Genomic DNA, 14,174 nt, shown 5'->3' with positions numbered 1-14,174 from the left:
GCTAGTCCGAGATGCAAGCGGAGGCTTAGGCGACGTCGCTCAGAACCCGGGCAAGATCGAACAGGCGGCGCCGCTGATTTTCCGGGATAGCGTAATAGGAACGCACCAGATCCAGCGCTTCCTTGTCACCCATGATATCGGCGGGCATCGCGTTGCCCTCGACCGGGGCATCGGCCTGATCCTCGATACCTTCGAAGAAGAACGCGACCGGCACGTCCAGCGCCTCGGCGATGTCCCAAAGACGCGATGCGCTGACGCGGTTAGCGCCGGTTTCGTATTTCTGGATCTGCTGAAACTTGATGCCGACCTTTTCGGCCAGCTGCTGCTGTGTCATTCCGATCAGCCAGCGGCGGTGACGAACGCGCATTCCAACATGCACATCAACCGGGTGAGCCATCCCTTATTCTCCTTACCACACTTATTACATACAGGTCTGGTTTCCGATTGGGACCACCCCCGCATGGTCGGGTAAAAATTCGTGCAAGATGTACGACTTTCTTCCCAGTCAACGCCCCCCTCTGTACCCCATGAGGACATCATAGGGCCGAAACATAAGGTATACTGCGCATTTATCAAGGAAGTTGAGCCGCTATGCACGACACGACCTGATGCGGTGGATGCTATTCCCGTTTCATTGCCAAACATTTACTCTTTAACAAGGACCCTCGATAACCGGCGGCCCGTTGCCGTTCATGGCTATTGTATGGCACAGCCAAAGCCGTCCGTCTGCAACCAAAAGAGAAGCGTTTCGCCCGATGCTCGCCTACAGAATAGAAACTCCGAAAGAAAAAGCGGTTTTAAAACAAATTGTTACGCCTGAACCGGGACCTAACCAGGTACGATTAACCATACATGCATGTGGTCTGAACTTCGCCGACCTTTTGATCCAAAATGGAACCTATCAGGAGATTCCAAGCCCACCGTTTACACTTGGCATGGAAATCGCCGGTGAAATCGAAGCCGTCGGTGAGTCGGTAGGGCATTTTTGCATCGGTGATCGCGTGATGGTCTACGCCGGACAGGGCGGACTGGCCGAGATGGGCGTTTTCGACGCCGACAGGGTGATTCCGATTCCCGAATCCATGCCCTTTGATATCGCCGCCGGATTCCAGATCGCCTATGGGACAAGCCACATGGCGCTGGCCCATCGCGCCCAGCTTCAGCCCGACGAGACGCTCCTTGTAACCGGGGCCGCGGGTGGCGTCGGGCTCACCGCAGTCGAGATCGGCAAGCTGATGGGCGCGACTGTCGTCGCCCATGCGCGCGGTGCCGACAAACTGGCCGTGGCAAAGGCCGCCGGGGCGGATCACCTGATCGACGACAGCGAGGACCTGCGCGCGCGCCTTCTCGAACTCGGGCGGGCCGACGTGGTCTATGACGCAGTCGGCGGCGATGCTTTCCGGGCCGCATTCCGGGCCTGCAACCCCGAGGCGCGTCTGATCTGCATCGGTTTTGCCAGCGGCGACATCCCGCAGATCCCCGCCAACCACCTGATGGTAAAGAACCTCACCGCCATCGGATTTTACATTGGCGCCTACATGCATTTCCGCCCGCAGGCGGTACGCGACAGCTTTGCCACCCTGCTCGACTGGTACGATCAGGGCCGGCTAAAGCCGCATGTCAGCAACGTTCTGCCGCTTTCAGAGGTTGAAGACGGCATGGAACTGCTGCGTCAGCGCAAATCAACCGGCAAGGTCGTGATCCGGATGCGCTGATCTCAGGCCGAGACCTTGAGGCGCGGACGCGCGTGGGTTTCCGCGAAAGCGTCGCGCAGCAGCCGCGCCAGCGTCTCGTGCACCTCGTCTCGCGCCTCGCTGCCACCGTAGAAGTTGATAAACTGCTGCGGCAGTTGCGGCAGGTCTCCGCCGTGATCGACCTTTTCCAGATGCGGCGGTAAAGTCCCGTCCAGCAGCGCCTGCACGGCGAGATCGGCGGAAACCGTCGCTTCAACCGTCCTGTCAGAATCGGAATCCACCGCGAGGTTCCACTCGATCCCCGCGTTATCCAGCGCTCGCAGCGCCAAGGGCCGGAATATGCAGTGCCGACAGAACGCCAGATCCAGCGGCCGCTGCCGCCAGGCGGATCCGCCGATTGCCCCCGCCCAGATCAAATCCTTGCGCGCCAGCTCTTCCGATCCGGGCATGCGTTCCGCCTCGGTCGTCACGATCATGTCGCACTCACCCCGTGCGAACTGCTCTTTCAGCGCCCGCGTATTCGATGACAGAAGGTTCACGCGATAGCGCGGAAAAGCCGCGTTGAACTGCTGCAGTACCCTCGGAACCGCCGGGTAAACCACGTCATGCGGCACGCCGAGCACGATCTCGCCCTCATAGGCTTTGTCGGTCAGACGCCCGATCACCTCGTCATTCATCGCCACCATGCGCCTTGCGTAACCCAGCAACTGCTCGCCCGAGGCGGTCAGGGCGATCCCCCTGCCCGAGCGGTCGAGCAATTCGAGGCCCAGCAATTCTTCCAGTCGCTTCAGCTGCATAGAGACCGCCGACTGGGTCAGATGCAGAAATCCGGCCGCCCGTGTCACGCCGCCGCTGTCCGCCACCGCCACGAAAGAACGAAGCGTCGTTATGTCCAGATTTCGCATCATCACATTCCTTGATGGGTAACGTCAAAAACATTCGTTTCCAAAATGAACCACATCCCGCCATATACATCAAGGAATTTGATGAAGACGCGATATACGATCACATAATGATGAAAGGACATGGATCATGACCGTTGCAGTTCACCACCGCCCCCTTCGCCGGCGCAGCTTTTCGCCGCTGGCAAGCCTCGCCCAGATGCATGCCGTCTGGCGTCAGCGCCAGAGCCTGCGCAAACTCGATGACGCGGCGCTTGCCGATATCGGACTGACCCGCCGCGAAGCGGAACGCGAAGCCTCCCGTCCGATCTGGGACGCACCGACAACCTGGACCTGCTGAGCAGGGCCGGACACATGCACACAGCACGTAACTGAACACCCCGCCTCGCCGGGGTGTTTTCCGTTCACGCAAATGCGAACTATTCGCGTCGGAAACACTTGAAAACCGACGGTCTCTTCCCGATATTCAAAGACGATAGCTGGTGGAATGTGCCACCGCTGAACCTGTTGTCCTGGATGGAGACCTAAATGGCTGAATTCGACACGACCCGCGTAGCTGGCCGGGGAGCGGCCGGATCTCGCGCAGTTAATATTGACGAGGGCCTTCGCGCCCATATGAACAAAGTCTACGGCACGATGTCCGTGGGCATGCTGATCACCTTTGCTGCTGCCTGGGCCCTGTCCGGTCTCGCCGTGACGAACGTTCCCAACGAAATGCAGATCGGTGCCGACAAGTACCTGACCGATTTCGGCTATGCGCTTTATGCCTCGCCGCTGAAATGGGTCGTGATGTTCGCCCCGCTGGCCTTTGTCTTTGGCTTTTCAGCCATGATCAACCGCATGTCGGCCGCAACCGCGCAGACAGTGTTCTATGCCTTCGCCGCTGTGATGGGCGTTTCGATCAGCTCGATCTTCCTCGTGTTCACCGGCTACTCGATCATGCAGGTCTTCCTGATCACCTCGATCGCCTTTGCCGGCCTGTCCCTCTGGGGCTACACCACGAAAAAGGACATCTCCGGCTGGGGTAGCTTCCTGATCATGGGTGTGATCGGCCTGATCGTAGCTTCGATCGTCAACATCTTCTGGCCGATGCCGGGCCTCGCCTTTGCGATTTCGATCCTTGGCGTGCTGATCTTTGCCGGTCTGACCGCATATGACACTCAGAACATCAAGACGACCTACCTGCAGCACGCCCATTCGGGCGATAGCGAATGGCTGGGTAAAGCCGCGATCATGGGCGCGCTGAGCCTGTATCTCGACTTCATCAACATGTTCATGTTCCTGCTGCAGCTGCTGGGCAACCGCGAATAAGCGTCAGCAACAGACCCAAAAAGAAACCCGCCAGAGCATCCTCTGGCGGGTTTTTTGATGGCCCACAGCGTGTCAGATGACCGCCTTGCCACTGTAAAATCCGCCCTCTCAGCATAGAACTGGCCCGGCATATCTGTGCCGGATCGTCCAAATCTTAGAAAACGGTGCACGGGGGGTGTACAGGGGGTGTACAGATAGCAGCCGGGTTGTGCACCGTCCTTTTCAGCGGTTACAGCCAACCTGGCGAGCCGTTTTCAGATCACTTGAAAACCTGCCGCGCAGCCGTTTCCCCGGAGAACTCCAGCCCAAAAGCCGCCTGAGCGGCGCGCAATGTCGAACCGCCAACGCCCTTGCATCCCACACTTTTTCCCTTCTCGCAGGTCGACAGAGCCAGTATCGCGCCCGGAAGCAGTCTCGTAATTATCTTGAGCTATCCCATAGGCAGCTTCAATTGAGACAAAGTTAATCGCGCGCCAGTGCCGAGGCCATGACCATCCGCATCTCGATCGCCGAAAAGGTTATACCCGGCTGCAACGGCACGTCGATCGGCCCCAGCTCCAGAAACCCGAGCGCCGCATAGAATGGCACCGCGTTCCGGGTCGACCAGCATTCAAGTATTCGCATCCCGGCCGAGGCTGCCTCGCGCCGGATATGCGTCATCAGAATCCTACCGACGCCTTGTCGTACCTGCGCCGGATCAGTGGCCACGTGCCGGATATGACCGATATCAGGCGTTTGCAGATCGACGGTCCAGCCGCCGACCCCGACGATACGATTGTCATGCTCCACCGCGTAATAAGTCCCGCAATCCAAAAGCCAGGGTTGCGCCCGCGAAATCAGCGGCAGCGCCGTCACCATTACGGAAGGAGGGTAACAATCCCGAACCAGCTTTGGAAAACTGCGCGCAAGCAGCGCGTCAATCTCTGCCATGTCCAGCGACGTTGTTCGGCGCAGACTAAATCCGCTCACGTTTCAATCCTCCAAAGAAAAAGGGCCACGCCTTTCGGCGCGACCCCATAACTTCTGACGTCGAAATAGAAAGGCTTACTTAATCTTGCCTTCTTTATATTCGACATGCTTGCGGGCCACCGGGTCATATTTACGGATCGACATCTTTTCGGTCATCGTCCGCGCATTTTTCTTGGTGACATAGAAGTGGCCCGTGCCTGCGGTCGAATTCAGGCGGATCTTGATGGTGGTTGGCTTGGCCATTGTCGGTCTCCTACGCCAGAGGCGTTGAGCCCCCGTGAAACTTATGAAGTTCGCCTTTTACCCATGGATCGCTGCGAGTCAACCGGTTCCTTAGCGATTCCCGGTCAAACCCGCCGCGCAAAGGGCTTACATCGGAAAGATCTTGCCCGGGTTGAGGATATTGTCCGGATCCAGCGCCGCCTTCACCACCGCCATATAGCGGGGGGTCGCGCCAAGCTCCTTTTCAAGATAAGCCTTCTTGCCCTGCCCGATCCCGTGCTCGCCGGTGCAGGTCCCGTCCATGCCGATCGCCAGTTCGGCCAGCCAGCTGACAAAGCCTTCGGCCTTGGCGATTTCTTCTGGATTATCCATGTCGATCAGGGGAAGCGTATGAAAATTGCCGTCGCCAACATGGCCGACGATGGGGCAAATCAGCCCCAGCTCATCCGCCTTGCGCTGCGCGGCCTCGACACATTCCGCCAGCCGCGAGATCGGCACGCAGACATCGGTGGAAAAGCCCTTGGCCCCCGGACGCAGTTGCATCGACGCCCAGTACATGTCGTGACGCGCCTGCCACAGCCGGTTGCGTTCCTCGGTGCTGGTGGTCGCTTCGAACCCGCTGCCGCCGAATTCCTCGGCGATGGTGCCGAATGTCTCGGACTGTTCGACCACCCCCGCTTCGGAGCCGTGGAACTCCAGTAAAAGCAGCGGCTCTTCCGGCAGGTCCAGCTTGGAATAGGCATTGGCCGCTTTCACGCTCAGCGAATCGAGCAACTCGATCCGCGCGACCGGGATGCCAAACTGGATCGTCATCATCACCGCCCGGCAGGCCGCCTCAACCGTGGGGAAAGAGCAGCGCGCGGAACTGATCGCCTCGGGAATGCCCTGCAGGCGCAGCGTGATCTCGGTGATCAGGCCAAGCGTGCCTTCCGAACCGACCAGAAGCCGGGTCATGTCATATCCCGCCGAGGATTTGCGCGCCCGCTGCGCAGTACGGATGACCTCGCCATCGGCCATCACGGCCTCGAGCGCGATCACGTTATCCTTCATCGTCCCATAGCGTACGGCGTTGGTGCCCGAGGCCCGCGTCGCCGTCATCCCGCCAAGCGAGGCATTGGCACCGGGATCGATGGGAAAGAACAAGCCCTGGTCGCGCAGATAGGTATTGAGCTGTTCGCGCGTCACACCGGGCTGAACGACGCAATCCAGATCTTCGGCATGGACCGCGAGGATCTGGTTCATCTCGCTCATGTCGATGCAGATGCCGCCGGCCGGGGCGTTCACGTGCCCTTCCAGCGACGTGCCCGTGCCATAGGCGATCACCGGCACCGCATGGGCCGAACAGCTGCGCATGATCTCGGAAACCTCGGCCGTGTTCTGCGGAAAGATAACCGCATCGGGCAGCTGGTTGGTCAGCCATGTGGTCGTATGCCCGTGCTGCTCGCGCATCGAATGACCGGTATGGACCTTATCACCAAACCGCTTTTTCAGCACGTCGATCACCGCGTTAATCCCGGCCTCGTTACGCGGCAGATCCTTTACCTGAACCATACTTTCTACTCCTGTTGCGGGCTAGTCGCCCAGCGCGATCCCTTCGCGGCGCGGGTCGGCACCGCCGAAAAGGCTCGCCCCAATTTCAATCGCATGCAGGCCAGAGTTCAAATTCGTCACCGAAACCTCGTATTCCATCTGCTCGAGCGGTGCAGCCATGTCGGCGGCCGCCGTGCCCTCTTCCAGATCGAATTGGCCAAATCGGTTGACCGCATGTCCTGCGGACACGGCTTGCTGCACATTCATCCCCCAGTCAAGCCAGCCGATCACCGATTGCGCCACATATCCGATGATCCGGCTGCCCCCGGGCGAGCCAATGGCCAGCACCGGCTTGCCATCCTTCATCACGATGGTCGGCGCCATAGAGGAACGCGGCCTTTTGCCCGGCTCGACCCGGTTGGCAATCGGCACGCCGTCTTCATGGCTGGCAAAGGAGAAGTCGGTCAGTTCGTTGTTCAGAAGGAACCCGCCGACCATCAGGCGCGAGCCGAACCCGTTTTCGATGGTCGTGGTCATCGACAGCACATTACCTGCCCCGTCGACGATAGAGATATGCGATGTCGAGGGGAATTCGATGGACTGGTCATCGGCCCAAAGCATCGCGTGATCGAATTCGGGCGCGCCCGGTTCGACCGTTTCCAGTGCGGTGTCGCCGCTCAGCAGCCTGGATCGCTTCTCGAGATAATCCGGATCGACAAGGCCACTTGTTGGCATGGGCACGAAATCCTCATCTGCCATGAACCGTCCGCGATCCGCAAAGGCCAGACGCGAGGCATCGCCGATCAGTCGCCAGGCCTCGGCGCTCTCGGGACCAAGTGCCGCCAGATCGTAAGGTTCCAGCATCCCGAGGATCTGCCCTACGGTCAGCGCGCCCGAAGATGGCGGCCCCATGCCACAGACATCATGGGCACGATAGGTTACACAGACCGGTTCGCGTTCGCGCACCTGATAGATCGCCAGATCAAGTTCGGACAACACGCCCGGATTGCCCTCGGCCCGGTTCACCCGACGGACAATGGATCGCGCCAGCGGCCCGGTATAGAACGCATCCGCGCCGCCCTCGGCCAATGCGCGCAGCGTCTTGGCATAGGGACGGTTGCGCCGGGTCTGCCCCGCGACCAGCGGCGTGCCATTTGGCAGAAAATAGTTCGCCGTGGGCCGGAAGCGGCCCAGCCGGTCGGCATCTTCGGCCACCAGTTCGGCAAGCCGGGGCGAAACGGCAAACCCCTCTTCGGCCAGACGGATCGCGGGGTCGAAAAGCGTCGCCCAGTCGGATTTTCCCCAGCGATCATGCGCCGCCTGCAAGAGCGCGGGCGTGCCCGGCGTTCCAACCGAACGGCCACCGACCACGGCGTCAAAGAATTTCAGCGGCGTGCCAGTCTCGTCCTGAAACAGGCGCGGCGTGGCGGCCAATGGCGCGGTCTCGCGCCCGTCCAGCGTAGTCAGCTCGCCGGTTTCAGCGTCGTACCAGACCAGAAAGGCGCCACCGCCCAGCCCCGAGGATTGTGGCTCGACCAGACCGAGCACCGCCTGCACGGCGATCATCGCATCTGCCGCACTGCCACCATTTTGAAGAACCTGCGCCCCGGCTTCGACAGCAAGAGGGTTGGCCGCGGCGACCATCCAGTTCTTCGCCTCGACGGGCTCGCCCGCCGATTTTGCCGCCTGCGCCGCCGCGATGGCGGGCGACATATCCGCCATCTGTGCGATTGCCGGTTTCGTGGCCGTTTCAGGCTCTACCGCATCCGCCGCCTGCTGCGCAAAAGCAGCGCCCGACACAAGACCAAGGAACAGGATCGCAAACGGTCTTCGCAACATGGCAGCACTCCCCCTCTGCGCCATCGGCGCGGTTTACAACATGGACGGGATGACCTGGTCCGGCGGGCGGTGCCCGTCTTCGAAGGTCTTGATATTGATAATGACTTTTTCGCCCATCTCGATCCGTCCCTCGACGGTGGCCGAACCCATATGCGGCAGCAGCACCACGTTATCGAGATTGCGCAACTCGGGGTTGATATCGGTTCCGTGTTCGTACACGTCGAGCCCCGCCCCGGCGATTTCCCGGTTCCGCAGCATCCGCACCAGCGCGCTTTCGTCGATGACTTCCCCGCGCGAGGTATTCACGATCACCGCGTCCGGCTTCATCAACTTGAGCCGCCGCGCATTCATCAAATGAAAGGTCGACGGCGTCGACGGGCAGTTGATCGACAGGATGTCCATCCGTGCGACCATCTGGTCAAGGCTCTCCCAATAGCGCGCGCCGAGTTCCTCTTCGGTTTCCGAGCGTAGCTGCTTGCGGTTGTGGTAGTGCACCTGCATGCCGAAGGCCGCCGCGCGTCGCGCCACCGCCTGCCCAATCCGGCCCATGCCAAGGATGCCAAGACGGCGCCCGCCAACCCGGCCACCCAGCAAGGCCGTCGGTGCCCAGCCTTGCCAGTCGCCCCGCTGCATGATCGCAAGCCCTTCGGGGATGCGGCGGGTAACGGCAAGGATCAGCGCCATCGTCATGTCCGCAGTATCATCGGTCAGCACGCCCGGTGTATTCGACACCAGCACCCCGCGCTGCCGCGCTGTTGCCACGTCGATATGATCGACGCCCGCCCCGTAATTGGCGATCAGCTTAAGCTTGTCGCCCGCCTGCGCGATCAGCGTCGCGTCGATTTCATCGGTGACGGTCGGCACGAGCACATCCGCGCCCTTTGCCGCCTCTACCAGTTCGGAACGCGACATCGGCTCGTCGGATCCGCGTAATTTCGTGTCGAACAATTCGCTCAACCGCGCCTCTACCTGCTCCGGTAACCGTCGCGTTACGACAACACTCAAACGCTCTCTTGGCACGCTTGCACTCCCTCGGGTTTTCATTTTGGGCCGCCTTGTGTCATCGTGGCGCAGGATCAGGCGAGGCACAAGAACCTCAGGCGGTATTTTCCGCAGCCGGTCCTCGGATCGTACAGGCAAACGAGCGGGCAGTCGGTGACAGGTTTCCTTGGATTTACTCGCCATTTCATGGCGCTAACTGTGGCGTTGGCACTGGGCTCAAACACGGCGATTGCCGAAGAGCACCGTGGACCGGTCACGAATCTCCCCCTTCCCCGCTTCGTGTCGCTCAAGGCGAACGAGGGCAACGTGCGGCGCGGGCCCTCGCTCACGCATCGGATCGACTGGGTGTTCAAACGCCGCGACATGCCGCTTGAGATCACGGCGGAATATGGCCACTGGCGGCGCGTCAAGGATCGCGATGGCGCGGGTGGCTGGGTGCACTATGCCCTGCTCTCGGGCGTGCGCACGGTGCTCATCGAAAAAGATATGACTCCGGTCTACACACGGCCCGACCCGAACGCGCCCATCGCTGCCGCTTTCGAGCTTGGCGTCGTTGCGCGGCTTGGCGAATGCCAAGTGGTGTGGTGCAAGGTTTCTGCGGGCGGCTACAAGGGCTGGATCGAGAAACAAGCGCTCTGGGGCGTCGCGCCGGACGAAATCCGCGAGTAAAAAGCGCCAGACAGCCTTCCTTTCGCCCAGCAAACAGCCAGCGGCTGCGTAAAGCGGATTTTACCGCCCGCAGGTCTGGCATCCCGGTCAATTCCAGCTAGGTTCCCGCTAAGAACCCCAGCAAGGATTGACCATGTTTGCCATCACCTACCGCTCTTTCGGACCGGCCAGCGACGTTCTAACCCTCGAGGAAATGGATTCGCCCGCCCCCGGCCCCGGAGAAGTGCTGGTCGATCTGGCCTACTCGGGGGTGAACCCCTCCGATGTGAAACTGCGCGCCGGCGCGCGCGCCGGGGCAACCGCCACCGAGCTGCCCTATCCTGCCATCATCCCGCATAGCGACGGCTCCGGTGTCATCAAGGCCGTGGGCGAAGGGGTCGACCTGGCGCGGATCGGACAAAAGGTCTGGATATGGAACGCCCAGTGGCAACGAGCCTTTGGCAGCGCTTGCACCGAAATCGCCCTACCCGCCTATCAGGCCGTGCCGCTGCCCGACGGGGTAAGCCTTGAGACCGGCGCGGTCCTTGGCATTCCCGGTCTGACCGCCTGTCACACCGTTTTCAGCGGTGGCGAGGTATCGGGCAAAACCGTCCTCGTTCAGGGCGGCTCGGGCACGGTCGGATATCTGGCCGTTCAACTGGCGAAATGGGGTGGTGCCAAAGTGATCGCCACCGCCGGATCGGACCGTCAAGACCTTGCCCGGCAGGCTGGCGCGGATACGGTGCTCGACCACAAGGCGCCGGATCTCGCGCAGCAGATCCTTGATGCAAACGATGGCAAGCATGTCGATCATATCGTCGAAGTCGAATTTGGCAGCAACATCCACACCGACACTGCCGTGATCGCTGAAAGCGGCCGGATCACCGCCTATGGCTCGGCGCTGGAACGCGAACCCGCGCTGCCGTTCTACCCGCTGATGTTCAAGAACGTCATTCTCGAGATGACTCTTGTCTATTCCCTTTCACCGGAGAAACGCGACCGGGCCATCGCGCGGCTGCATCAGGCGCTGGACGCCGGAGCACTCGCCTGCCCCATCAATGGGATCTACAATCTCGCCGATTGCGCATCGGCGCATGAGGCCGTCGAAACCGGCCACCGCAGCGGTGCCGTTCTGGTGCGCACCGAAAACGCGGCCTGACCCGGCACGCACGGAGGGCGTTGCGTCCGCGCGCCTTCGCGCTACCCTGACCCGGATTTTCAGCGACGGATTTCCCATGCGCCTTTTCTACCGTTTCCTTTTCGTGGCTCTCTTTGCGGGTGTTCTTGCAAGTGATCCCGCTCCCACTCTCGCGCAGGCGAACGGTCAGCAACCTGAAGGCACGATAACCGTTCAGAACGCCGCCGGTCAGGACGCCGCCATAGCCGAACGGCTTCGTAACATTCTCGCAGGGCTCAGCGGCTATGACGATGTCACGGTCGAGGTCTCTTCTGGTATTGTCACCCTCCGAGGCACCGCGCTCGACGGGGAGTCGATGACACGACTGGCCGATATCGCAGCCCGGGTCGAAGGTGTGGTCGCCATTGAAAACGAGGTGACCGAATCCGCTGATGTCGCTGAACGACTGAACCCGGCGGTCGCGAGGTTCCGGGCACGGCTGACGCAACTGGTGGCGATGTTGCCGTTGTTCTCGATCGCCCTGCTTGCCGCCGGGCTGATTGCTGCGTTGGGTTTCTGGATTGCCCGGTTGCGCTGGCCGCTCGACAGGATCGCGCCGAATGCCTTTATCGCGGATATCTACCGCCAAATCCTGCGAATCGTTTTCGTGATCGCGGGGGTCGTGGTCGGGTTGGATATTCTCGGAGCCACCGCGCTCTTGTCGACCATCCTCGGCGCGGCCGGTATCGCCGGTCTGGCCATTGGCTTCGCCGTACGGGATACCGTCGAGAACTTCATCGCCTCGGTGCTCTTATCGATGCGCCAGCCGTTCCGTCCGAATGACGTGGTCGAAATCGAAGGCGATATCGGCAAGGTCATCCGCCTGACATCCCGGGCCACGATCCTGCTGAGTTTCGACGGCAATCACATCCGCATCCCCAACGCGACAGTGTTCAAGGCGCGAATCGTGAATTTCACCCGCAACGACGAACGCCGCTTCACGATCGATCTTGGCGTCGCTTCGGATACGAACCTCTCCGCCGCACAGGAACTGGCCCTGAACACGGTGACGTCGTTACCATTCGTACTCGACGAACCTGCCGCGCAGGTCTGGATCGAAACACTCGGCGATAGCGCGGTGATCCTGCGCGTCGCTGCATGGATATCGCAGGCCGAAACCAGCCACGTACTGGCCCGCTCCGAAGCGACGCGGCTTTGTCTGATTGCGTTTGCCAAGGCCGACATCGATATGCCCGAGCCCAGCTTTCGACTGGTCGGCGCCGCCGCACCGACGCCGCAGACCAAAGCGACCCCGCAATCGGAAACCGCCGATTCCACGCCGCCTGAAACCGCGCCGCAGAAAACCAACGCCTCTGCCGAGGCCCAACTGGACAGAATTATCGACGAAGAAAGAAAGCACGAAGAGGAAAAGGATCTGCTTAATCACACCGCTCCGTCAGAATAGGTCATTTTTTGCCATTTCAGGCCTTGCACCGCGCTGCCGCTTTGCTTAATTAGCCGCTCACTGTTGGGGTGTAGCCAAGCGGTAAGGCAGCGGTTTTTGGTACCGTGTACCGTAGGTTCGAATCCTACCACCCCAGCCAGTACTCTTTCGTAGATTGGAATAAGCGGGTTCTGGAACAGTCGTTCCTGAGCGTCCCTTTTTAGCGATACTGAGGCTTAAGCCGCGAGCAAAGCGCTAATGACGGCAGCACGGCTTGTGAAGGATTCAGTAATGACTGTTCCAGTAAGACGGACGGACTTCCGTCAGGCTACCGTTTCAAACATTTGACTTTCTCGAATTCTCCGGGTCTGCCGGCTTCGTTCCATTGCTCCAAAAGCATTTGGGCCGCATATAGCAATCCCGCCACCTCGGTCAGCGCCGGATGATCGCCTAAGCTATCGACCTCCGCCCTTGCGTATTCGATCAACCGTTCCTCCGGCGATAGCGGTTGTTCTTTCTTCTTTCCCCTGTTCATATTCCCTCCCGCTTGCGCTTCCCACCGACACGCATGATCCGATAAATTATCTTAATTACAATTAGTTAGTGACGCACTTAGAGAAACGTTAAATAGCACTCACCAAATGTACGTTTGAAGATTTCTGCTGGATCAATGTTTACGCAGAGTCCGGTGGGGCTGGTCAAGCACAGCAATTTGCCCGGAAAGCCCGCGAACCTCACCAGAGGTCTCCTGCCTTTTGCAAAAACGGCGTATCCGTTCTGCGGCCACATGCCTCGAGACAGAGTGCAGCCTTTGGCGACAATCCTGAAAACCGTTAAAGGCCCTTAAACCCACGCGGGATTTTCTTTTTCTTCCAAAGTGGCTTAGATCCAAGCCCCGGCTACGGTGACCCGGAATGAATATACAGAAGGCAGCCTGTTTATGACGTCCAGCTTGATCCTCTTTCTGGCCTCCGCCGCTGCACTGCTTGCGACCATGGTGATCCCGGGCTGGACCGATTTCCTCCTGCTGTCAGCACCCTGCTTCATCGCCGCGAGCATCCTGCTGATCCGAAACGGGATCCGCAGGAATCGGCGCAGGCAATGGGTCGTCGTGGACGGATCGAACGTCATGCACTGGCGCGACGGGAAACCGCGACTGGAGACAGTAAAGGAGGCCGTCGCCCAGCTCGAGGCCTCGGGCTTCACCCCCGGCGTGGTGTTCGATGCAAATGCCGGGTACCTGCTTTTTAACAAGTACCTGCACCACCGGGCTTTCGCCCAACTGCTGGGCTTGTCCGAAGAGCGTGTGATGGTAGTGCCCAAGGGGACACCGGCCGACCCCACAATCCTTGCGGCGGCCCGCGACCATGGCGCGAGAATCCTGACAAATGACCAGTTTCGAGACTGGTCGAACCAGCACCCGGAAATCCACGACCCCGGCCACCTCATTACCGGGCGGTACGCGTCGGGTCGTCTCAAGCTGGACCTCTAAGAGA

The 14,174-nt window shown here is 60.4% G+C and carries 15 protein-coding genes and 1 tRNA gene; 8 read left to right on the top strand and 8 right to left on the bottom strand.

Going from position 1 to position 14,174, the window contains the following annotated elements; all coding sequences use genetic code 11:
• Positions 1–25 precede the first annotated feature (25 nt).
• Positions 26–397, bottom strand: coding sequence for a helix-turn-helix domain-containing protein (locus tag MF268_RS04225; protein ID WP_088633902.1), 372 nt, complete (start codon positions 395–397; stop codon positions 26–28).
• Between the two features lie 358 nt (positions 398–755).
• Between MF268_RS04225 and MF268_RS04220 the strand changes: the two genes are divergently transcribed.
• On the top strand, positions 756–1,715 hold the full coding sequence (locus MF268_RS04220; protein ID WP_238369666.1) for an NADPH:quinone oxidoreductase family protein: 960 nt from the start codon (positions 756–758) through the stop codon (positions 1,713–1,715).
• 2 nt (positions 1,716–1,717) lie between these two features.
• Here MF268_RS04220 and MF268_RS04215 read toward each other — a convergent pair whose 3' ends face one another.
• On the bottom strand, positions 1,718–2,599 hold the full coding sequence (locus MF268_RS04215; RefSeq protein ID WP_238370195.1) for a LysR family transcriptional regulator: 882 nt from the start codon (positions 2,597–2,599) through the stop codon (positions 1,718–1,720).
• A 127-nt stretch (positions 2,600–2,726) separates the two neighbouring features.
• On the opposite strand from MF268_RS04215, the gene MF268_RS04210 reads away from it, so the two are divergent.
• Positions 2,727–2,936, top strand: a complete 210-nt coding sequence (locus MF268_RS04210; protein ID WP_238369665.1) for a DUF1127 domain-containing protein — start codon at positions 2,727–2,729, stop codon at positions 2,934–2,936.
• A gap of 188 nt (positions 2,937–3,124) precedes the next feature.
• Positions 3,125–3,907: a Bax inhibitor-1/YccA family protein gene (locus MF268_RS04205; protein ID WP_238369664.1), complete on the top strand. Its 783-nt coding sequence runs from the start codon at positions 3,125–3,127 to the stop codon at positions 3,905–3,907.
• Positions 3,908–4,369: 462 nt separating this feature from the next.
• Here MF268_RS04205 and MF268_RS04200 read toward each other — a convergent pair whose 3' ends face one another.
• The 5 genes from MF268_RS04200 to MF268_RS04180 all read right to left on the bottom strand — a co-directional run bounded on the left by MF268_RS04200 (position 4,370) and on the right by MF268_RS04180 (position 9,487).
• The gene (locus tag MF268_RS04200; RefSeq protein ID WP_238369663.1) at positions 4,370–4,876 is read right to left on the bottom strand and encodes a GNAT family N-acetyltransferase; all 507 of its coding nucleotides are present in this window, start codon (positions 4,874–4,876) and stop codon (positions 4,370–4,372) included.
• Between the two features lie 75 nt (positions 4,877–4,951).
• A complete protein-coding gene (gene rpmG, locus MF268_RS04195) occupies positions 4,952–5,119 on the bottom strand; it encodes a 50S ribosomal protein L33 (protein WP_057816833.1) in 168 nt (55 codons plus the stop codon).
• 126 nt (positions 5,120–5,245) lie between these two features.
• Positions 5,246–6,649, bottom strand: a complete 1,404-nt coding sequence (locus MF268_RS04190) for an FAD-binding oxidoreductase (RefSeq protein WP_238369662.1) — start codon at positions 6,647–6,649, stop codon at positions 5,246–5,248.
• 21 nt (positions 6,650–6,670) lie between these two features.
• Complete coding sequence (gene ggt, locus MF268_RS04185; protein WP_238369661.1) at positions 6,671–8,467, bottom strand: gamma-glutamyltransferase; 1,797 nt, start codon at positions 8,465–8,467, stop codon at positions 6,671–6,673.
• 33 nt (positions 8,468–8,500) lie between these two features.
• The gene (locus MF268_RS04180) at positions 8,501–9,487 is read right to left on the bottom strand and encodes a 2-hydroxyacid dehydrogenase (protein ID WP_238369660.1); all 987 of its coding nucleotides are present in this window, start codon (positions 9,485–9,487) and stop codon (positions 8,501–8,503) included.
• A 168-nt stretch (positions 9,488–9,655) separates the two neighbouring features.
• Between MF268_RS04180 and MF268_RS04175 the strand changes: the two genes are divergently transcribed.
• From MF268_RS04175 to MF268_RS04160, 4 genes are all read left to right on the top strand, one after another.
• Entirely contained in the window at positions 9,656–10,138 is a 483-nt protein-coding gene (locus MF268_RS04175) for an SH3 domain-containing protein (RefSeq protein WP_238370194.1), read from the top strand.
• 133 nt (positions 10,139–10,271) lie between these two features.
• Entirely contained in the window at positions 10,272–11,276 is a 1,005-nt protein-coding gene (locus MF268_RS04170; protein WP_238369659.1) for an NADPH:quinone reductase, read from the top strand.
• A 76-nt stretch (positions 11,277–11,352) separates the two neighbouring features.
• Positions 11,353–12,699, top strand: a complete 1,347-nt coding sequence (locus tag MF268_RS04165) for a mechanosensitive ion channel family protein (protein WP_238369658.1) — start codon at positions 11,353–11,355, stop codon at positions 12,697–12,699.
• Between the two features lie 64 nt (positions 12,700–12,763).
• A tRNA-Gln gene (locus tag MF268_RS04160) sits at positions 12,764–12,838 on the top strand.
• Between the two features lie 168 nt (positions 12,839–13,006).
• Here MF268_RS04160 and MF268_RS04155 read toward each other — a convergent pair.
• Positions 13,007–13,213: a hypothetical protein gene (locus tag MF268_RS04155; protein ID WP_238369657.1), complete on the bottom strand. Its 207-nt coding sequence runs from the start codon at positions 13,211–13,213 to the stop codon at positions 13,007–13,009.
• Positions 13,214–13,618: 405 nt separating this feature from the next.
• Here MF268_RS04155 and MF268_RS04150 point away from each other — a divergent pair, with 405 nt between their 5' ends.
• A complete protein-coding gene (locus MF268_RS04150) occupies positions 13,619–14,170 on the top strand; it encodes an NYN domain-containing protein (protein WP_238369656.1) in 552 nt (183 codons plus the stop codon).
• Positions 14,171–14,174 lie beyond the last annotated feature (4 nt).

It is taken from the genome of Heliomarina baculiformis (assembly GCF_019966545.1).
Classification (GTDB): Bacteria; Pseudomonadota; Alphaproteobacteria; order Rhodobacterales; family Rhodobacteraceae; genus Heliomarina; species Heliomarina baculiformis.
The sequence above is the reverse complement of the archived record's forward strand: the minus strand, read 5'-3'. Positions and strand labels throughout refer to the sequence as shown.